Here is a 20,488-nt window from a genome sequence, read left to right as displayed (position 1 = left end):
TTATTTTTACTATTTTAACAAACTAACTTCACGGTATAATTCGGCGGTTTTTGGTGCGGGCCCATTGGTTTAAATCAAAGGGTAAATCTCAATATATGATGATTCACAATAAATTATAGCCCGAAGCTGAAACTAAACCAACCGGTAACTGACGAATCAACGATTCAACAATTGTATCAATAAAGGCTGTTGTAATGTTTTATTAACAATTACCTCGTGCCCTGAATTATTAATATGAATACCATCGCCGGCTTCATATATTGGTTTAATGCTCCAGGTTGGTGTGCTCAATGCATTAAGGTAATCATTTGCGTGAAGAGGATATAGGTAGTCAATTTTATCGTTGATGATTTTTAAACGCGTCCTTTGGCTGCTATCCTGAAAATCGCGCGGCTGCGTACTAAAAATTATATAAGCTACTTTTGCCGAATCGAGCATATGGGTAAGTTTGGCATAATTATTCAAAATTTCTTCATCTGTATAGTTAGCGGCAATATCATTAGAAGGAAAATTTATCATTACCATATCTGGCAAATATGATAAAGCTTTGGTAATGTTCCGGGCAGTATCGGGTAACGGCCTGTCGTCATGATGATATCCGGTTGGCATGGCCTTATATAAGGTATAACCTTCGACAGCCAAATTAATAAACCTGGCCTTTTGCTCTGTTTTATTAATTGTTGATTGCAGCCGGAAAACCCACCCGGAGTCACGAGGATTGGCCCCGCCGCCGGCAGCGGTTGACGAACCTAAAACCACTATGGTAGCTGGCTTTTTAATAATATGGAAATTTATAGGTGAAGACTTTTTGCAAGCTGCAGTACAAATTATAAGGAATAATAGCAGGCTGCGTGTTGAGTTTTTTATACAGAAATACGGGATGTTCATTTATTATTATTGTTATAGTGGTAAATATTTGATGTTGCAATTATCTAAAGACACAATCTATTTCGAATAAATTTTAGCTTTAAAGCGTTAGTTAATTACGCTTAGCTACAACCATGCCGATTTTGCCGATATTGATAATTATTTTAATTTTAAAGAAATCTGCTCAGATTTATCGTCATTTATCTCCGCTCAATTTCAGGTAAATCTGTTCAACCAAAAGGAAAACAAAAATAAATTTGCGTAACTCAGAAGTTACTTATACATTTGCGTAACCTTAAAGTTACTTATTATGGCAAAAATTATTAAACACCAGTATTTCTTTGCTCATCCAATTGAGACGGTTTGGGAATATCTGACCAACGCTGAACTCATTGGGCAATGGCTCATGAAAAACAATTTTATGCCTGTTATAGGGCACGAATTTCAATTTCGGACGGGAGGAAAAGCAAACCTGAATTTTGACGGCATCTTTTACTGCAAGGTATTAGACATTCAACCGCCAAAAACACTCAGCTATTCATGGAACTGTGGCCCCGGCGAAGGCAGAATCACGCTTGAATCGGTAGTGACCTGGCAACTGGAACCCAAAGACAACGGTACTGAGGTGTTCCTGGATCACCGCGGCTTTGATCGGGCAGAAAACCTGGACATGTATCACGGCCTGATGCACGGTTGGCTGGAGAAATTCCAAAACATCGACAAACTTTTAAACACTGAAGCTCATGGCCATACCAACGCTTGATACCTTCCAGGTAATTGGAGACCCCAGTAGGCGGAAAATGCTTATGCTGCTGTCAGAGGATAGCCTGACCATAAACAGCCTGGCCGACAATTTCGACATGAGCCGGCCTGCAGTTTCTAAACACGTGAAAATTTTAGAAACTGCCGGATTTATTTCCATAAAGGATAGGGGCAGGGAACGGTATTGTACACTGAAGAAGGATGGCTTCGAAGAATTACAGGCCTGGCTCAATTACTTTGATCAGTTCTGGACGACGAAACTTAGGAACCTTGAAAATTTATTAAACAGCAAATTACCCAATTAAAGAAAATTTAAACATGAAACTTAAAGGTCTGATAACAGCACTATGCCTGATCATAGGCAGCCAGTTAGCTACGGCACAAATAAAAGTAGCCGAATTAGTAAAGGAATGGGAAAGGTCAAAGGCGTATACCAAAGAATACCTGGATGCCATGCCCGAAAGCAGCTATGATTTAAAGCCTACGCCCGCAATGCGGTCTTTTGCAGAACAAAACCTACACTTGGCCGATGCAAATTACGGCCTGGCTTCGGCGGCATTAGCGATTAAAGATCCCTTTGTATTGGGAGAATGGGAAAAAACAAGAGATAAATCTAAAGCTAAGGTGACAAGGATCGTGCTGGATAGCTACGATTTCGTGATCGGTCAAATTAAGAAGCTGTCTGACGCGCAGTTGGATGAGCCGGTTAAAATGCTGGGCAGTTTTGATATGTCCAGAAGGATCGCTTTGGCTAAGGCTTTCGAACATCAGGTACATCATCGCGGGCAAACAACTGTATATCTCAGATTGGCAGGCGTTACGCCGCCGCAGGAAAAATTATTTTAACCAATTAACCAAAAAGCAGATGACAACGCAAGATTTTACCACTACCGTGATGGTAGACCAAAGCCCGGAAGAAGTATTCCGGGCGATCAATGACGTTCGTGCCTGGTGGTCGGAAGACTTTAAAGGGCAGTCGGAAAAACTGAATGATGAATTTGAAGTGCGTTTTGCAGATATGCACTACTCCAAACAAAAACTGGCCGAAATGATTCCCGACAAAAAGGTCGTCTGGCTGGTTACCGAAAGTTACTTAAGCTTCCTCGATGATAAAGGAGAATGGACTGGCACCCGGATCAGTTTTGAGATCGATCATAAAGAAGGCAAAACGCAGCTTCATTTCACCCATATTGGTTTAGTGCCCGAAAGTGAATGTTATCAGGATTGTTTTAAAGGCTGGAGCTATTTTCTGCAGCATAGCTTGTCCAATTTGATTACCACGGGCGCCGGAGAGCCGCACCGGCTGACTGATACAGAAGTAAAAACAGAAGTATAAGCTAAAACCTATCATGGAACGTGATATCACTGTAAAATGGTTTTTTACGCACTCGCCCGAAAAGGTTTGGGAGTGCCTGACTGACCCGGAACTGATTGGCCTGTGGCTGATGAAAAATGATTTTAAGCCGGTGATTGGCCACCGGTTTAACTTTCATACCAAACCGATACCCAAAATGGGCTTTGATGGGATTGTTTATTGCGAGGTCCTTGATATTGTCCCCGCTAAAAAACTGGTCTACACCTGGAAGGGTGGCCCCCGTCCTGGTGTGATCAAACTCGACACCCTGCTGATCTGGACGCTGAACGCCAAAAATGGCGGCACGGAAGTGCTGCTGGAGCATAAAGGCTTTAAAGGATTTGGCAATTACCTGGCCAGTATCTTTATGGGCAGCGGCTGGAAAAAAGGGATTACCCGCGCCTTCGAAAGAGTATTAAATAATTATGTGCAGGGCGGGGTGTTAACCAACCAACTGCCCGGCAATTGTTAACCACTAAGTTAAACATATGAAAGCTATTGAAATTATATCTATACCAGTAACCGATCAGGCAAGGGCTAAAGCTTTTTACTTGCAATTAGGGTTTGAATTGATCACTGAAGCGCCATTTGAGGGTGGCAATCAGTGGATACAACTGGGTTTCCCCGGTAGTTCGGTAAGTATTACGCTTGTCACCTGGTTTGAGAATATGCCAGCCGGTTGTATCAATGGCCTTGTCATCCAAACAGACGATATCGCTCGCGACATCGAAGAGTTGACCGCGAAAGGAATCAGCGTAGGTAAGGTCGATCAGACACCCTGGGGCAAGTTTGCGGCTGTGATAGACCCTGATGGTAACCGCCTGAGCTTGCATCAGGCATAAACCGCGTATCGAGATTTAAAGAGCCGCTTTAAAAACTAAAGCGGCTCTTTGTTTGAAGTGGAGCGATAGTAAAAACCGACTATCACGCTGAAGACTATTCTAATAGTCCAGCTGGTATTTTTCCATCTACTTTCGGAAACGGAATGCCAAGAAGTTTAACCATGATAGGCGTCATATCGCGCAGGTTCATCTCTTCTATTACAGCGCCTTTGCGGATGCCCGGGCCATGAGCCACCAAGCCCGTACGGATATTTTTTGTATCGGGGAAATGCCCGTGCGTGCCACCCTTGCCAGGCTTTAATATATTGCCTGTAATTGCGTTGCCAAAAGCCGCATCATGCTCACCCGTAAGTGCAAAAGCCACATTTGGGTTATAGCCGCCTTTGTCCATTTGTTCACGGCTTATAATGCGGTAGTATTGCTTTACGCTATCTGGTTGAGCTTCTAATAATGCTTTTACTTTGTTGGCGGTACCTTTATCAGCCGGGTTTTTCAGGTACAGGTAAGCAGATCCTCCCGAAGCGTTGAATTGTGCTTTCCAGTCGCCCGATTTTACGTCATTCATTAATCCCGCTTCTTTTAGCAATATATTAGGCGAAATAGATTTTTTTACGTCATAAAATCCGTGATCTCCACCAACAAGTAATACGGTGCTATCCCATATACCAGCTGCTTTCAAGGCATCTACAATAATGCCTACTGCTTCATCTGCATCGGCCACAGCTGCCTGTACTCGGCCGCCATCACGTCCCGAGGCATGTTCCGCACCGTCTACAGAGAACACGTGAATTGTCATTAGCTGAGGCTTGCTTTTCTGTATAATATACGCTGCAATCTTAGCTATATTCTGATTTTTTCCGTGATCTATCTTGTCAACGCCGCCAAACACTTTCTCCTTCACCTCAGCATAAAAACCTTTTGGCAAAGAATATTGTTCACGAACTCCGTCGCCCAGGCTCCCTATGTCCGGAATGTTATAGTCAACAGGAGCATTGGCAGATACCGGCCAGTAAAGCGAAGCTACGGTCATACCTTTGGCTTTGGCCGCCTTCCAGATAGTAAGTGCGTGGATAGAACTGTCTTGCCAGTAAGGTGGCTGCGGGGAACCATCAGGCATAAACATATTGTTATAAAATACGCCATGCTTGACGGGCTGCACACCGGTAACGATGGTGGTATGCGAAGGGTAGGTCATAGATGGAAATACACTGTTTACCCCTTTGGCATAAGCCCCGTCTTTCATCAGCGCATGAATGTTAGGTGTTTGCCATCCGTTGTTCAAATAAAAATCAGGCCGAAACCCGTCTATGGTAATAAAGATTACGTGTTTGGCGGTCTGTGCTTGGGTAACACTGCTGCTAATTAATAGCAGCAGTGTTAACAGGTATGTGTTTTTTTTCTTCATGGTATTGTTGTTCGACTATTATTGCCAACCCGGGTTTTGACCGAGTTTAGGGTTGATTAACCGATCTGCTTCGGGTATTGGGTACAGATAGTATTTATCATCCCATTTACGTGTTACATTTGTTAACCAGGTAAGCTCATTATCGCTATTCAGGCGCTGCGGATTTACCGAACCTGTTGTAAGTGTTTCGGCCACGCTTACGTAGGTAACTCCGGCTACGGGGTTAGCAGGCATGGTTTGGTAAAAAGCAACATCGAGCTTTCCATCGCCATTAAGGTCAAGCGGCGTGTTCAATGCCGGAACATAAAATCCATTCCAGGCCATATCCATCAACGAACCTTTTTTCCAGCGAACGATGTCATTAAAGCGGAAACCTTCAAACACCAATTCAATGCCACGCTCACGTCTGATCTCTAATAAAGAAGGGTCACTTATCTCCGGGAAATAAGTGCTTTGTAAATATGGATCAATCGTAGTGGGCTTGGTTGCCGTGTTACCGGTGATACCTGCCCTGCGGCGCAGGGCACCGATGGTTAGGTTCCAGTCAGCATCGGTTAGCGTGCCTAATTCTGCTTTTGCCTCTGCATAGTTTAACAATACTTCGGCGTATCTGATTGATGGTATCGAGTTTGTATTACGAGAACCACCATCCATCGAGGCGTCATCCTGCGTGAATTTTATTGGCTGATAACCGGTATAGGTATAAGAAAATACCGGCGGTGCAGCTTCTTGCGTTGCACCATTTAAACGGGTATAGTTACCCATGCGGATGGTTTGTTGCAAACGCATATCGCGGCCTTTAACCTCGTCAACAAAAGGCATAGTTTTATAACCGGCTGTGCTGGTAAACGGCGTACCGTCAATGTTTAAATAAGTATTGACAAAGGTACGTATCAGGCTTAAACGATCGCCATAGGTGGCGCTTGTCCAATACCAGTTAGCATCATTAAAAATACCTAATGTAGGGTCAACAACCGCAGCCAACATAGTTTCATTGGCAACCGGCACAGTGCTGGTAAATAACTGCCTATAGGCTTTGTCTGTACCACCAGCTGTATTTAAGCTAAACGCACCACCGTCTATCACTTGTTTTGCCGCGTCGGCAGCTTTTTGTAATAAGGCAGGAGCTGAGGCACCCAGCGGATATTCATTATGGTACTTACGGAATGTACCTTCAAAAAGGCACACTCTCGATTTAAAAGCGTACACAATATTTTTAGTGATCTGCGTGCGCGATGCATCGGTTGTTGTAAGGATATTCTGACCGGCGTAATCAAGGTCGGCCAGGATTGAGTCAACCACCAATGTCCGTGAATCACGACCCGCATAGAGTCTGGGGTCAGCAACATCCATTGGCGTGTTTATCCATGGTACATCACCAAAACGCTTCAATTTGTCAAAATAAAACCAGGCTCTGAAAAAGCGGGCCAGGCCGTTGAAATGTTTACGCTGATCTGCAGATACTGCTGCCCTGACATTGTTGGCTAAGAAGAAGTTAATATTTCTTAGTTGGGTCCAGGTCCAGCCTGTGCCTTGCTGCGCGCTGTAGGCACCCGGTCTTAAAAAATCGGGTACAGTGGTACGCGCGGCATAATCGGCCATGGCGTCGCCGCGCACCAGAGAGCCGGCATCTGGCAGCATTTCATAAAAAGAGTTGGTATACAATTGCAAACCGTTAACGCTGCTAAAAACTGCAGAGTTTGTAGCCTGGGCCTGTGGTTCCTGGTTAAGTTTTTTGCAGCCGTTGGCCATAATGCCTGTTATTGCTACTGCTAATAACAGACCGGCGTATTTAAATTTTATTGAAAACATATTTAACCTGATTAAATTGTTTGTAGTTAATTAAAATGTTGCGGTTACCCCAAGAGTTACACTTTTAAGTATCGGGTAGTTGTTGCCGTTACCATTGGTACCATCGGTTAACACACGGTCTGATCCGTTGATGCTTTCCGGATCAATATCTTTAGTGACCTTATACAAAGGCGACCATGTTAACAGGTTTTCGCCCGAAACAAATACTTTCAGATTGCTCAGCTTGATTCTGTGTACAAGCTGTGATGGCAGGTTGTAACCCAACTGAACATTTTTCATGCGCAGATAAGCTGCATTTTGCAGGTATTTGGTTTGCGCCGCTGTTAACTCGCCCGAACCGTTCTGCGCAACATAACCACGATAACGCGGGAAGTAAGCATCAGGATTCTCCGGCGACCAGATCTTGCCTATCATAGATTGCGGAACCTTGTTGTAAGGCCTGTTGTATTGTCCCCAGAATACGCTGGCTTCTGCACCAGGATACCAATCGCGTTTAGCCACACCCTGGAAGAATGCAGAGAACGAGAAGTTACTCCAGTCGGCATTTAAACCTATACCATAAACATAGCGCGGGGTTGAGTTACCTATTACACGGCGGTCGCCTGGTTTGTTGGCGGTTTGTGCTCCGTAATCGATAACGCCGTTACCGTCAAGGTCGGCAAATTTGATATCACCCGGCAGCAATTGTCCGGTATTTGAAGCTTTGGTCAATATTTGTTTTGGCGAACTGGCAATCTCTGCGGCCGATTTAAAGTAGCCTAAAGTAGTGTAGCCCCATATTTCACCCAGGGTTTCGCCGGTGTAATAATCGCTTAACCTTTTATCAATATTATTGTACTTAGTGATCTTTGCCAGGTAGTCAGACAAAGTTAGTCTGATGCCATAACTAAACGGCTTGGCGGCTACGTCAAAACGGTCATGCCAGTTCACGCTTATTTCCCAGCCTTTGGTTTGTAAGTCGGCGTAGTTCCCTTTTGGCGGATCTGCACCAAATACTGCCGGTAAAGTAGGCCCTACGGTATACATATTTTTTGTATCGCGTATGTAAGCATCAGCACTAATATTTAGGCGATCTTTCAATACACCTAAATCTAAACCAATGTTTTTGGTGCGCGATGTTTCCCAGGTAAGCCCGTCAGGTAATACAGTCGGGCTGCTTGTACGCTGTGGTAAAACACCGTTTATTATCCGGCCCGATTTTGAAATATTAAAGGTTTGCTGAAACTTATAAGAACCAATACTGCCATTTCCTAATGAGCCATATGAACCGCGGATCTTAAGGTTGCTAATCGCGTCTTTTGATATATTAAAGAAAGGTTCTTCAGATAATCTCCAACCTACTGATACAGAAGGGAAAAAAGCATAGCGTTGATCAGCAGGGAATTTTGACGAACCGTCATAACGACCATCGGCCTCAACTAAGTACCTTTCTTTATAAGAATAGTTTAAGCGGTAAAAGCCGCCAAGTATTGCCCAACGGTCCCAATTGCCGGTAGTAGTTATACCCTGACCAAGTGCCAGATTGATGTTGGTTGCGTCTTCAAATACCAAACCATTACGCACCACTTCTAAACTTTGAAAGGTTGATTGCTCAAAATTATAGCCGGCCAACGCTTTGAAATAGTGGCCGCCTTTTAGTTTAGGCTCAAATTCGCCGTAAACGTTGGTGGCCAGATAATTGGTTGTCTGGCTAACATTCTGTAAATCGTTATAAGCGGTACCAACATATTCAATAACCCCTGGTTTACGACTGTAAGGTACCTGTACACGTCTGCGGTCCTGGCCATTATCCGTATTCTGGAAGGTAAAGTCGCCTTTTACGCGGAACACGTCGTTAAAGAAATGAGCATTAAAGCTGGTAGTGTTTCTGAAAACACGGTTATCCATATCAATGCCGTTTTTGCCATAAACAAAATCACCCACAGTATAAGCTGCCGAATAAGTTAAAGTTCCGTCCGGGTTAAATAGCGGCACCATGGTATGGCCTTCGTCAGAAATGTTGCGCCATATACTACCACCCTCGCCCACGTTAAGCGGGTTATGATATTTCATGTTTGAGTAGTCGGCATTATTGGTTACCGTTAACCACGGATATACCTGTAATGATCCTTTTGCACGCAAATTATACATAGAATAGTCGTCGCTGTTATAGCGGAACAGACCATCCTGAGCATAGTACCGGCCAGTGATCAGGAAGTCGGCTTTGCCGCTGTTTCCTGAAATTGCCAGGTTGTGTTCGGTAGCGTTATTGTGATCTTTGTAAAGCAACTTATACCAGTCGGTATTATCATAATACTCGTACTCACCGGCAGCATTTACAATAGTATGAGGCAACGATGGATCGGCATCATGTTTTTGAAGATTTGCTAAATAGTCCTGTGAGAACTTTACGGTTTTGTTGATGTTTTGAGGCGTTTGCGAATAGTCGTTCCAGGCGCTCCAGGCATCATTAAACATTTTGCCGAAAGTATAACCGTTAGTAACATACTTAGGTACTGTTGTCGGGCTTTTTATTGATTCATTGAATGAGTAAGTCACACTGGTTTTGTCTTTAGACGGGTTTTTGGTAGTGATCAATACCACACCAAAAGCAGCACGAGCACCATAGATAGCAGAAGAAGAGGCGTCTTTCAATACTGATACGCTGGCGACGTCAGCCGGATTAAGGCGGCTCGGGTCACCCTCAACACCGTCTATCAATACCAACGCATTGCCACCCTGGCCAATTGATGTTGTGCCACGAATGTTAAATGTCGGCGATTGTATAGGCTTACCATCAAGCGGCACAATGTTTAAGTTAGGGATGGTACCTTGCAGGCCTTGCGCCAGGTTAGGTAATGAGCGATTCTCCAATACTTTTGAAGTTACCTGATCTACCGCACCGGTAAGGTTTTCCTTTTTTTGCGTACCATAACCTACCACCATAACCTCGTTCAAAGAACCGGTTTGAGCAGTAAGGGTGATAACATTAAGCGAGGTGTTTTCGCCACTCTTAATGCGCACGCCAGGAATCTTTTTGGTTTCGTACGACAAATAGCTCACGGCAACAGTGTATACACCCTCTTCAGCATCGAGGCTGAATGAACCGTCGAGCTGTGCCTGCGTCCCTTTGTTGTTTTCAACCAGCATAATGGTGGCGCCAGGCAGCGACTCGCCTTTTTCGTCGACAACTTTACCTGTTATTTTACCTGGTGCAGCAATTGCCACCTTTGGTTTTTTAAACAAGGTGACTTCTTTTAATGACGCAGCAAGTATTTGGTTTTTTAATGAAACGCTAATGCGCTTTTGAAAGATCCGCCCACCAGATGGTGAGGCGCTTGACGCGCCAGAACAGGCGATCAACGTAGTGTAAATCAGAAACTTAATACATATAGCCTTATTTAAGCGTCGTAGATTTTTTTTCATACATTTGATTAATTAGTGAAATTGTAAGTAACTAAGAGCAAAGCTGTTAGGGCTCAATCTGTCAGCAATGCAAACACGGGCCGGTACTGCTACAGTGCCGGCTTTTTTATTTGTTGATAGATAATTACTTCATTGTGTTCCTCCTGTAATGGTTTGATGCACCGAATTATTAATACGCAGTGTTTCGTCCAGTGTTACATTTTGTGTTGATTAAACTTAAATTTTAAACATTTTGTTCTGTCACCAGTTTTGGGTAAGCGTTGGTAATAGCAAAGCCAACTCATTAAATGCAGTGTTGCTGAATACCAGTTTACCCTCGGTATATGAACGCACTGCGCGTGGTTGTTTTTAGCGGTTGTAATAACCCCTCATCATTGAGGACGCGATTGCTCATTTTGCATGCGACAAATTTAGCCTCACAAAATAAAGTGTATGTTAAGTTTCTGTCGTATAATGGTTAGTTTTACTGGTGCCTGCGATTTGGAAATTCACGGCATGCTGTCTTTAATTATTTTTTTTACTGTTATGATAAAACAAACAACAGCACGCTTTGTTAAGTCAATCGCTGTTAAAACCAAAAAGTTGAAACAATCATCAACATTGCTTTTTTGTAATATTTTTTATGCCGTAGCTGATTTTTCTGCTTGTTATTTTAATGCTCGTTTCAGTAACTTTAATCGACATTCTCTACGTATACATTTGACCACTAGTTATTAACTATATACTTCATCCGAATCATGGAAGACAATACCATCGACGAATTGCTTGGCCATACACTAAAAACGGATACCTCCGACAGCGAAACGCTTGATCTTAAAGAGCTTTTACGAGTACTTTCTCTGGTAAAAAACGGGAAATTAAATGCCCGTATGCCGGTAACGCAAGCCGGAATCAACGGCAGGATCTGTGAGGTATTGAATGATATCATTGATATGAACGAACGCTTCGTTGCCGAAATATCTTCGGCCGAGGTGACTATCGGTAAGCGCGGTAACCTTGCTAAACGAATCGAACTGCTTGATGCCAAAGGCGAATGGGCCAGCGGCGTAAACTCGTTAAATAACCTGATCGAGGACCTCACTTCGCCCACGTTAGAGATTGCAGGTATGATTAACTCGGTAGCCAACGGCGACCTTTCTAAACATATCCCCTTAGAAATTAAAGGACACCCGCTGAAAGGCGAGTTCCTTCGTATCGCTAAAGAATCTAACCAAATGCTTTCTAAACTCCAGTTATTTTCAATGGAAGTAACCCGGGTAGCACGACAGGTTGGTTCTGAGGGTAAACTGGGTGAGCAGGCTAAAATTAAAGGCGTAGCCGGTGTATGGGCCGAATTGACCGATTCGGTTAACCAAATGGCAGGTAACCTTACCGCGCAGGTACGTAACGTAGCCGCCGTAACTACAGCGGTGGCAAAGGGTGACCTTTCCCGTAAAATTACCGTGGAAGCCAAGGGAGAAATTTTGGAGCTCAAAAACACTATTAATACCATGGTGGATCAGCTTAACTCCTTCTCTTCGGAAGTAACGCGTGTGGCGCTCGAAGTAGGTACGGAAGGTAAACTGGGCGGCCAGGCTAAGGTGCCTGGTGTTGCCGGAACCTGGAAAGATTTAACAGACTCGGTGAACCGCATGGCCGGTAACCTGACTTCGCAGGTGCGGAATATAGCGGGTGTAACAACAGCCGTGGCTAATGGCGATTTGTCTAAAAAAATTACGGTGGACGTAAAGGGCGAAATGCTCGAATTGAAAAAGACCATCAACACCATGGTGGATCAGCTCAACTCGTTTGCATCCGAAGTAACGCGTGTGGCGCTGGAAGTGGGTACCGAAGGTAAACTGGGCGGGCAGGCGCGTGTAAAAGGTGTCGGCGGGGTTTGGGCCGATCTTACCGACTCAGTAAACCAGATGGGTAGTAACCTGACCGACCAGGTACGTAATATAGCCGGTGTGACTACAGCGGTGGCGAAGGGTGACCTTTCGCGGAAGATCACGGTAGATGCCAAGGGCGAGTTATTGGAATTGAAAAATACCATCAATACGATGGTGGATCAGCTAAACTCCTTCTCGTCCGAAGTAACGCGGGTAGCACGTGAGGTGGGTTCTGAGGGGCAATTGGGCGGCCAGGCCAATGTACCCGGTGTAGGTGGTACCTGGAAGGATTTGACCGACTCTGTAAACCAGATGGCGGGTAACTTAACCGGCCAGGTGCGTAATATAGCCGAGGTAACTACCGCGGTGGCTAAAGGCGACTTATCTAAAAAAATTACAGTTGACGTACAGGGCGAAATGCTGGAGCTGAAAATAACCATCAATACGATGGTGGATCAGCTTAATTCATTCGGTTCCGAAGTAACGCGTGTGGCGCGTGAGGTGGGCTCAGAAGGGCAATTAGGCGGTCAGGCCAATGTGCCGGGTGTAGGGGGTACCTGGAAGGATTTGACCGACTCGGTAAATAAAATGGCGGATAACCTGACCTCGCAGGTACGTAATATAGCCGAAGTAACCACAGCGGTGGCTAAAGGCGACCTTTCGCGCAAGATAACTGTAAATGCCAAAGGCGAGCTCCTGGAATTGAAAGATACCATCAATACCATGGTTGATCAGCTGCGTGGTTTTGCATCCGAAGTAACACGTGTAGCGCGTGAGGTGGGTTCAGAAGGGCAGCTTGGCGGTCAGGCCAACGTACCTGGTGTTGACGGTACCTGGAAGGATTTGACCGACTCGGTAAATAAAATGGCCGGTAACCTAACCGCCCAACTAAGAAATATAGCGGATGTATCCATAGCAATTGCGAATGGTGACTTATCCAAAAAAATTACGGTTGACGTACGGGGTGAAATTTTACAGCTCAAGGAAACCATTAATACCATGGTTGACCAGTTACGGGGCTTTGCTTCCGAAGTAACACGTGTGGCCCGTGAGGTGGGTACTGACGGTAACCTGGGTGGCCAGGCCTTTGTACCTGGCGTTGCAGGCACCTGGAAGGACTTAACGGATTCTGTAAACCAGATGTCAAGTAACCTAACTTCGCAAGTGCGTAATATAGCTGAGGTAACCAAGGCGGTGGCCAGCGGCGATTTATCTAAAACGGTAATCATCGACGTTAAAGGCGAGATCATGGACTTAAAGAACACCATCAATACGATGGTGGATCAGTTGAACTCTTTCGCATCCGAAGTAACGCGTGTGGCCCGTGAGGTAGGTACGGAGGGCAAACTGGGTGGCCAGGCGCACGTAAAAGGGGTGGCCGGTACCTGGAAGGATTTGACCGACTCTGTTAACCAAATGGCTTCTAACTTAACCGGACAGATACGCGGTATAGCTAAGGTAGCAACGGGTATAGCTAAAGGTAACCTTAAACAACGCTTGTCCATTAACGCCTTGGGCGAGGTGGCGCAGTTAACGGATACAATTAATGAGATGATTGATACGCTGGCGGTGTTTGCCGATGAGGTAACAACGGTAGCGCGTGAGGTGGGTGTACAAGGGCGGCTTGGCCGGCAGGCCAGTGTGCCGGGCGCATCAGGTACCTGGAAGGATTTGACAGAGAACGTAAACCAGTTGGCGCAAAACCTTACCGTGCAGGTACGTTCCATTTCAGAGGTGGCCTCGGCGGTAACAAAAGGCGACTTAACGCAAACTATTCGAGTGGATGCTAAGGGCGAGCTCGAAGCGTTGAAAGATACCATTAATCAAATGATTGCCAACCTGAAAGGGACGACCTTGCGTAACCACGAACAGGACTGGCTCAAATCCAACCTTGCTAAATTTGCCCAGATGCTGCAGGGACAGCGCGACCGTAATGCGGTGGCTAACAAAGTACTGTCCGAACTGGCAGAGCTGGTGAACGCCCGCTACGGCGCATTTTATATTTTGCAGCAGCCTGAGGTATCTGACGAGCCTAAGCTTAAGCTATTTGCCGGCTATGCGCAAAAGAGCAGAAAACTGATAGATCAGGAGTTCTCTATGAGCGAAGGTTTGGTAGGTCAATGCGCTACTGACAAAGAACGGATAAGGTTGTCTAACGTGCCGGGTGAATATCTGCACATCAGTTCGGGCATTGGCAGTGCAGCGCCTATTGACCTGGTTATATTGCCTGTATTGTTTGAAAATAATGTAAAAGCGGTAATAGAACTCGCCTCTTTCGAAAATTTCAGTGATACGCACATCGACTTTTTGGATCAGTTGACTGAAAGTATCGGTATCGTATTGAACAATATCGAAACCAATACCCGTACAGAAGAATTGCTGGCACAGTCACAATCGCTGGCAAGTGAGCTTTCTGCTCAACAGGAAGAATTAAGAAGAGCAAATGATGAGCTGCATGACAAAGGCCGTTCATTAGAAGAAAAAGCCGAACAGTTAACTCTTACATCCAAATACAAGTCAGAATTTTTGGCTAATATGTCGCATGAGTTGCGGACGCCGCTTAACAGTTTGCTCATACTGGCCCAGCAGCTTTTTGAAAATCCGGAAGGAAACCTGACCGACAAACAAAGGATGTTTGCCAAAACGATTCATTCGTGCGGCGATGATTTGATTCAATTGATCAATGATATTCTCGATCTGTCTAAAATCGAGTCGGGTGTTATTGCTGCTGATGTCATGCCTGTTAGCTTTAAGGAAATTATCTCCTTTGCTGAATCGACCTTTAAGCCTATTTCAGAGGCCAAGAATCTCAAATTTGAGATCGAACTGGACGAAACGCTGCCTGAACTCATGGAAACGGATATGCAGCGGTTAAATCAGATATTAAAAAACCTGCTTTCCAATGCCTTTAAGTTTACTGAAAAAGGCCGCGTGAAGCTGCGTGTTTTCCGCCCTGACCGCGCGCAGGAAAACCCGCTTGGGCAAGATTCCGTGATCGCTTTCTCTATCGAAGACTCCGGCATCGGTATCTCTCAAAATACCCAGGGTATTATTTTTGAGGCCTTTCAACAAGCAGAAGGCTCTACCAGTCGCAAATATGGCGGTACCGGCCTGGGTTTGTCCATCAGCAAAGGCTTTGCCGAGTTGCTGGGCGGTACCATTACTGTAGGCAGCGAGCTGGGTAAAGGAAGTACATTTACGTTATACCTGCCGCTAAAATATAAAGCAGAAAAAGCAACAGCCCTTAAAGTCAGCGAGCCTCATGCCCTGCCGCAGCTTCGGGCCAGCATGATTGAGGCGCCGGAACTGGTAATTGATGATGACCGCCATAATATCACGGCCGAAGATAAAGTGTTACTGGTTGTAGAGGATGACCTGCGATTTACCAAGATCCTGATAGACAAAGCGCATGGCTTCAACCTGAAAGTAGTGGTGGCAATTACCTACCTGGAAATTTTTGATAATATCATAAAATATAACCCGGTTGCCATTACACTGGATGTGAATATGCCAGAGTCAAACGGCTGGAAGCTTCTAAAATTACTTAAAACAGATATTAACTTACGCCATATTCCGATCCATGTGATCTCTGGCGAGGATAATAGACAGATGGCCCTGAAGTTTGGTGCCCGCTCGTTTAATTTGAAACCACTGTCCAATGTTTCTCTGGATGAACTGATCAGCGGTATCGTCAAATTTAATATGCACACTAAAAAGCACGTGCTGGTCATCGAGGATAATGAAAACGAATTGCAAAGGCTGACTGAACTGCTATCCAATGAACGAATTGAAGTTTTCAGTGCAACTACGGCCAAAAAAGCGTTAGCCGTATTAAAAAAGGAGCTGTTTGATTGCATTATATTGGATTATGTGCTGCCCGACGCCAATGGCATAGAATTGCTCAATAAGATCGATTTACTAAAGCAGCCGCAAACTACTATCATCCTGCATTCTGCCCGCGATTTTACTCCGGATGAACTCATTCAGTTAAAGCGCCTTAACCACAAAATCGTTACCAAAACTCCTGCTTCGCATATACAGTTGCTTGAGGATATCCTGGTATTGCTGCATGTTGATAAAAATTTCATTAGCGAAAGCAAGTTGAAACTGATAGACAGCATCCGGGATAAAGCTGATGTACTCGATGGTAAAAAAGTGCTGGTGGTAGATGACGATGTGCGCAACCTCTTTGCGCTTACCGCGGTATTTGAACGCTCGAAAATTGAAGCCATTACTGCTGAAAGCGGCCGGGAGGCACTTGAGATACTTAATAAAGACAAAACAATTGATATTGTACTAATGGATATCATGATGCCTGAAATGGATGGTTATGAGACAATACAAATGATTCGTAGAGAATCTAAATATAAAAGCCTGCCTATTATAGCTGTTACTGCAAAGGCGATGATTGGAGACAGGCAAAAATGTATTGCATCGGGTGCGTCAGATTATATTACCAAGCCGGTTAAAACCGATCAGTTGTTGTCGTTGATGCGTGTATGGCTGATCAAGTAATTAATAATATGCCGGTAAAAATACTTTTGGTAGATGATAACGAAAATAACCTGCTTTCTATTGAAGTAGTGCTACAAAAGGAAAAGTATGAATTCTATCGTGCTACATCCGGCCGGGAGGCATTACGCCTTTTATTAAAGGAGGAAGATTTTACGCTGATCTTGCTTGACGTGAAAATGCCGATCATGGACGGTTATGAAACTGCCGAACTGATCTATCAACGGGATAAGCTGAAAAATATCCCTATAATTTTCATCACTGCCCATGATTACGAAGAAGCCGCTGTTTTTAAAGGTTATCGTGCCGGGGCAGTTGATTTTATCCGCAAGCCGTTTAATCCGGAAATATTACGTACCAAAGTAGCGGTGTTTACCGAGCTGTATCGAAAAAATCGATTATTAAGTCAACAGGAAGAGAAATTGCAGCTAATTAACAGCGAACTGGTGCAGTTGAACCGTGAGCTGGAAAAAAGAGTATTGGATCGAACCATCGCCTTAGAAAAGTTGAACATTGAACTCACTGCGCTCAATTCCTCAAAAGATAAATTCCTTTCGGTGATCTCTCATGACTTGCGTAATCCGTTGACCTCCCTGCTTGCTTCATCGGCCCAACTGGACCGTGATGCCGAAAAGTTAAAGCCCGAACAGATCAGAATGTTCTCCGGGATTATTAACCGTACTTCGCAAAAGATATTGAATCAGCTGAATGAATTGGTCAATTGGGCCAAAGAGCAGCGGGAAAAGCCTTATTTCAATCCTCAGAAATTTGAATTGCGCAAAGGAGTGGAGGAATCGCTCGAATTATTAAAAGCCAGCGCTTTGCAAAAACGTATCCAGTTAGATAACCTGGTACCGGGGGACATTTATGTACATGCAGATATTATGATGTTCCGCTCAATATTGCAGAACCTGGTAACTAACGCCATCAAGTTTACTCCCGAAGGGGGCAAAAATGTTATCGTTAGCGCTATCAAAAAGGGCAACGGGGTTGAGATATGTGTGAAGGATTTTGGAGTAGGCATGTCGGAAAAAATAAAAGATGTGCTGTTTGACAAGATGAATTCAACCTCGAATGTTGGTACCAATTCTGAAAAAGGCACTGGTTTAGGATTGTTACTGGTAAGAGATTTTGTTGTTCAGCACGGAGGTACCATAAGTGTAGAAAGCGATGAGCAGGCGGGCACTTGCTTTACTTTTACCTTGCCGACAATTGAAAATTGAACAGACAGGCCGATATACGGTATCGGAATATTTAAGAAGAATGAATAAATGCTATGTAAAAGTATTGGATGCATCTAATAAAGTATATATGGCAAAACTTGCAGATACACAATAGAATAATTATGGAAGCTCAATCAAAAAAAATTGTATTGTTTGATGACGATGAAGATATATTGTCGATTTGTTCATATATCCTTAGTGAGGCGGGCTGGGAGGTGCATGCTTTCACTGATTGTAACAACGTCATTGAAAGGGTTAGAAAGATTATGCCGGATGTTATTTTGATGGATAACTGGATACCGGATGTTGGGGGTATAGAAACAACACGGCAGCTAAAGAATGATCCTAAGTTAAAAGCTATTCCTGTTATTTACTTCTCTGCAAATAGCGACATCCACGAGTTAGCCGCGAGTGCGGGTGCAGAAACTTACCTGGCAAAACCTTTTGACCTGGATGACCTGCAAAAAAAGGTTAATGAATATTGTCTTTAACTCCGGTTCAAAAGGGAATAGGGAGTAAAAAGCCGCTTACTGCATAGTGCATAGGGCACCGATCAGGGTGTTTCACTTAGATGTTTCACCTCATTTGGTCAGAAAGTATAAAATCACATGTAAGTCGTTCATTTTCATTTTGTTAAACGTATTTACCTGAAGTATTGGTGCTGTTTCAAAGTGTTTCACTCTGTTTTTTCAAGTGCTTAATTTACAGGTGTTTATTAGTAAAAAGTGTTTCAACTGTTTCAATGTGTTTCATATTTAGGTGAAACACCTCATCAATAAAAAAGCCTTCAACCATGTCCGGGCCGAAAGCTAAATCCAGATTGAGGTTGATATTGGGTGAGCTATTCAAACTGCAATTCCCATTTATCTTCGCCCGCATCCACTACGCGGAATATTCGTTTTTCAACAGACTGCGTATGGTCGGTAGAACTGATCTGTACAATTTCATGATCATGAAACTCTTCTGATTTAGGCACCATAATGGCGGTCATACCATGTGGATCGCCGGGGATTGTTAAGGTCTTCATAAATATTGTTATTTGGTTTATAGTTTAATAACAATAAAGATCGCAATAAGTTTAGCTATTATTCTGATTTTCAGTGCTATTTATCACATATTTTCCTGCGTGGTAATCTTTAACATATTGCCTGTGATATTGCTTCAATGTCCTGGCGTAATTTTGTGCATAGTCTATCACCTTTTCCTGCCAGGCTGTGTCGGTGCCAAAGGCCATCAACTCGTCTATAGTGGCCGAACCCTGCATACCACCGCTACGCAGCTGTGCAGAAGCGGTTAGCGCTGCCATATCATCAATAACCTGGTACATATCCCGGTAGTTCTCCAATAATTTAAACCTGATGGTATCCTTGGCAGGCTGCAGCTCCTGTATAATATATGCGTCTCCCCGAAAAACAGTAGTGCTTAACAATGCAGCAGTTACGTTTTGCATCCGCTGCTGCACGCCAATTACCCTGTCGGCCTCTGTTGGCCACTGCAGTTGCTGCACAGGCAGGTACGGCAATACTGACGATGACCGGGCCTGTTTCATATCAAGCAGTAAATACTTATTTTTAGTATTAGTGCTTTTCAATAAGAATAAATAGCGTTTCAACCCAATACTGCCGGTACCTGCCAACCGGAAGACGGTACCAATTGTCTTATAGTTGTACGGGCCGTCGCTGCTGTTTTTTATCCATTCATTAATATGCAATTTTAACTCGTCCCGCAACTGCTTGTTTAACTTAAAATGCCGCTCATCTTCCAGCGACAGCATAATACTTTTTTTCTTGCTGACCGTACGCTTCTTAAGCAGTTGCTTATAACTGTTCTTTGCCGCCGATTGCAAAAAGTTGCACACAATACCCTTTGCCGTCCGTGGCTCAATGCTGATAGCCTTGCCTTTAGCCAATGTAGCCGAGTACGTTTTAAGAAAGAGCCCCGCCATCTTCAAAGCTTTCTTATGGTCAAACCCCAGGGTGTCAAAAGCTATAAAAATGCTGGTGGTCATTCGTGCCACTTCATAGCTGGCCGGCGCCAGCACTGCTTCGTCAAAGTCGTTCATGTCAAAATATACCAGCTTGTTATCACCCTTATAACTGCCGAAGTTCTCGATGTGCAGATCTCCGCATATCCATGCTAATGGAGAAAGGGGCAGGGGTTCGGCAGCTGCCAGATCCTCATAAAAAAGATGACAGGTGCCGCGAAAAAAACGGAAGGGGTTTTCGGCCATAGCCTCATATTTTAGCGGCACCATTTCAGGCAGCGCATCCTGGTTAAAAGCTTTTAATCGCTCAAGCAGTGTATCCATGCTCGATAATACTGTTATAACAATAGTTTTGTTTGATAATTTTTACATCGATGCGGCCAAATACTAGATTCATTAAAAAAAATCAGGGTAACACCTCTCAAGCGTGTTTCAGAGGAAAACACAAAGG

15 protein-coding genes are annotated in these 20,488 nt (G+C 44.2%); 9 read left to right on the top strand and 6 right to left on the bottom strand.

All coding sequences use genetic code 11. The features are described 5' to 3' along the window. Positions 1-156 precede the first annotated feature (156 nt). Positions 157-888, bottom strand: coding sequence for an SGNH/GDSL hydrolase family protein (locus tag ABD772_RS02075; RefSeq protein ID WP_345100762.1), 732 nt, complete (start codon positions 886-888; stop codon positions 157-159). Positions 889-1,177: 289 nt separating this feature from the next. On the opposite strand from ABD772_RS02075, the gene ABD772_RS02070 reads away from it, so the two are divergent. From ABD772_RS02070 to ABD772_RS02045, 6 genes are read left to right on the top strand one after another with little or no spacing between them, the layout of a single operon-like run. Continuing rightward, the gene (locus ABD772_RS02070) at positions 1,178-1,630 is read left to right on the top strand and encodes an SRPBCC family protein (protein WP_345100761.1); all 453 of its coding nucleotides are present in this window, start codon (positions 1,178-1,180) and stop codon (positions 1,628-1,630) included. Further along, entirely contained in the window at positions 1,611-1,934 is a 324-nt protein-coding gene (locus tag ABD772_RS02065; protein ID WP_345100760.1) for an ArsR/SmtB family transcription factor, read from the top strand. Before ABD772_RS02070 ends, ABD772_RS02065 begins: the two co-directional genes overlap by 20 nt. Before the next feature lie 13 nt (positions 1,935-1,947). Beyond that, a complete protein-coding gene (locus ABD772_RS02060; protein ID WP_345100759.1) occupies positions 1,948-2,475 on the top strand; it encodes a DinB family protein in 528 nt (175 codons plus the stop codon). 19 nt (positions 2,476-2,494) lie between these two features. Next, complete coding sequence (locus tag ABD772_RS02055; RefSeq protein WP_345100758.1) at positions 2,495-2,965, top strand: SRPBCC family protein; 471 nt, start codon at positions 2,495-2,497, stop codon at positions 2,963-2,965. Between the two features lie 13 nt (positions 2,966-2,978). Continuing rightward, entirely contained in the window at positions 2,979-3,455 is a 477-nt protein-coding gene (locus ABD772_RS02050; RefSeq protein ID WP_345100757.1) for an SRPBCC family protein, read from the top strand. Between the two features lie 16 nt (positions 3,456-3,471). Beyond that, complete coding sequence (locus ABD772_RS02045; RefSeq protein ID WP_345100756.1) at positions 3,472-3,825, top strand: VOC family protein; 354 nt, start codon at positions 3,472-3,474, stop codon at positions 3,823-3,825. 94 nt (positions 3,826-3,919) lie between these two features. Here the strand turns inward: ABD772_RS02045 and ABD772_RS02040 are convergent, their stop codons facing one another. Genes ABD772_RS02040 through ABD772_RS02030 form a run of 3 tightly spaced genes read right to left on the bottom strand, consistent with a single transcriptional unit; the run spans position 3,920 to position 10,447 of the window. Continuing rightward, positions 3,920-5,230, bottom strand: a complete 1,311-nt coding sequence (locus ABD772_RS02040) for an alkaline phosphatase family protein (protein ID WP_345100754.1) — start codon at positions 5,228-5,230, stop codon at positions 3,920-3,922. 18 nt (positions 5,231-5,248) lie between these two features. After that, positions 5,249-7,042, bottom strand: a complete 1,794-nt coding sequence (locus ABD772_RS02035) for a RagB/SusD family nutrient uptake outer membrane protein (protein ID WP_345100753.1) — start codon at positions 7,040-7,042, stop codon at positions 5,249-5,251. Between the two features lie 30 nt (positions 7,043-7,072). Beyond that, entirely contained in the window at positions 7,073-10,447 is a 3,375-nt protein-coding gene (locus ABD772_RS02030) for a SusC/RagA family TonB-linked outer membrane protein (protein WP_345100752.1), read from the bottom strand. 737 nt (positions 10,448-11,184) lie between these two features. Here ABD772_RS02030 and ABD772_RS02025 point away from each other — a divergent pair. From ABD772_RS02025 to ABD772_RS02015, 3 genes are all read left to right on the top strand, one after another. Then, on the top strand, positions 11,185-16,833 hold the full coding sequence (locus ABD772_RS02025; RefSeq protein ID WP_345100751.1) for a HAMP domain-containing protein: 5,649 nt from the start codon (positions 11,185-11,187) through the stop codon (positions 16,831-16,833). Next, positions 16,818-18,053 (top strand): hybrid sensor histidine kinase/response regulator, encoded by a 1,236-nt coding sequence (locus ABD772_RS02020; RefSeq protein WP_345100750.1) that lies wholly within the window; start codon positions 16,818-16,820, stop codon positions 18,051-18,053. Before ABD772_RS02025 ends, ABD772_RS02020 begins: the two co-directional genes overlap by 16 nt. Positions 18,054-18,175: 122 nt before the next feature. Continuing rightward, positions 18,176-18,544 carry a response regulator gene (locus tag ABD772_RS02015; RefSeq protein ID WP_345100749.1) on the top strand — a complete coding sequence of 123 codons (369 nt, stop codon included), beginning with the start codon at positions 18,176-18,178 and terminating at the stop codon, positions 18,542-18,544. 350 nt (positions 18,545-18,894) lie between these two features. Here the strand turns inward: ABD772_RS02015 and ABD772_RS02010 are convergent, their stop codons facing one another. After that, a complete protein-coding gene (locus ABD772_RS02010; protein ID WP_345100748.1) occupies positions 18,895-19,080 on the bottom strand; it encodes a hypothetical protein in 186 nt (61 codons plus the stop codon). Between the two features lie 51 nt (positions 19,081-19,131). Then, the gene (locus tag ABD772_RS02005) at positions 19,132-20,361 is read right to left on the bottom strand and encodes a DUF2252 domain-containing protein (RefSeq protein WP_345100747.1); all 1,230 of its coding nucleotides are present in this window, start codon (positions 20,359-20,361) and stop codon (positions 19,132-19,134) included. Between the last annotated feature and the right edge of the window lie 127 nt (positions 20,362-20,488).

Source organism: Mucilaginibacter panaciglaebae (assembly GCF_039539265.1).
Lineage (GTDB): Bacteria > Bacteroidota > Bacteroidia > Sphingobacteriales > Sphingobacteriaceae > Mucilaginibacter > Mucilaginibacter panaciglaebae.
Note: the sequence above shows the minus strand (reverse complement) of the source record. Positions and strands in the feature narration are given on the sequence as shown.

Coding starts and splice junctions, on each gene's coding strand:
- ABD772_RS02075 (WP_345100762.1), bottom strand. CDS start 888: ATGAACATCCCGTATTTCTGTATAAAAAACTCAACACGCAGCCTGCTA.
- ABD772_RS02070 (WP_345100761.1), top strand. CDS start 1,178: ATGGCAAAAATTATTAAACACCAGTATTTCTTTGCTCATCCAATTGAG.
- ABD772_RS02065 (WP_345100760.1), top strand. CDS start 1,611: ATGGCCATACCAACGCTTGATACCTTCCAGGTAATTGGAGACCCCAGT.
- ABD772_RS02060 (WP_345100759.1), top strand. CDS start 1,948: ATGAAACTTAAAGGTCTGATAACAGCACTATGCCTGATCATAGGCAGC.
- ABD772_RS02055 (WP_345100758.1), top strand. CDS start 2,495: ATGACAACGCAAGATTTTACCACTACCGTGATGGTAGACCAAAGCCCG.
- ABD772_RS02050 (WP_345100757.1), top strand. CDS start 2,979: ATGGAACGTGATATCACTGTAAAATGGTTTTTTACGCACTCGCCCGAA.
- ABD772_RS02045 (WP_345100756.1), top strand. CDS start 3,472: ATGAAAGCTATTGAAATTATATCTATACCAGTAACCGATCAGGCAAGG.
- ABD772_RS02040 (WP_345100754.1), bottom strand. CDS start 5,230: ATGAAGAAAAAAAACACATACCTGTTAACACTGCTGCTATTAATTAGC.
- ABD772_RS02035 (WP_345100753.1), bottom strand. CDS start 7,042: ATGTTTTCAATAAAATTTAAATACGCCGGTCTGTTATTAGCAGTAGCA.
- ABD772_RS02030 (WP_345100752.1), bottom strand. CDS start 10,447: ATGAAAAAAAATCTACGACGCTTAAATAAGGCTATATGTATTAAGTTT.
- ABD772_RS02025 (WP_345100751.1), top strand. CDS start 11,185: ATGGAAGACAATACCATCGACGAATTGCTTGGCCATACACTAAAAACG.
- ABD772_RS02020 (WP_345100750.1), top strand. CDS start 16,818: ATGGCTGATCAAGTAATTAATAATATGCCGGTAAAAATACTTTTGGTA.
- ABD772_RS02015 (WP_345100749.1), top strand. CDS start 18,176: ATGGAAGCTCAATCAAAAAAAATTGTATTGTTTGATGACGATGAAGAT.
- ABD772_RS02010 (WP_345100748.1), bottom strand. CDS start 19,080: ATGAAGACCTTAACAATCCCCGGCGATCCACATGGTATGACCGCCATT.
- ABD772_RS02005 (WP_345100747.1), bottom strand. CDS start 20,361: ATGGATACACTGCTTGAGCGATTAAAAGCTTTTAACCAGGATGCGCTG.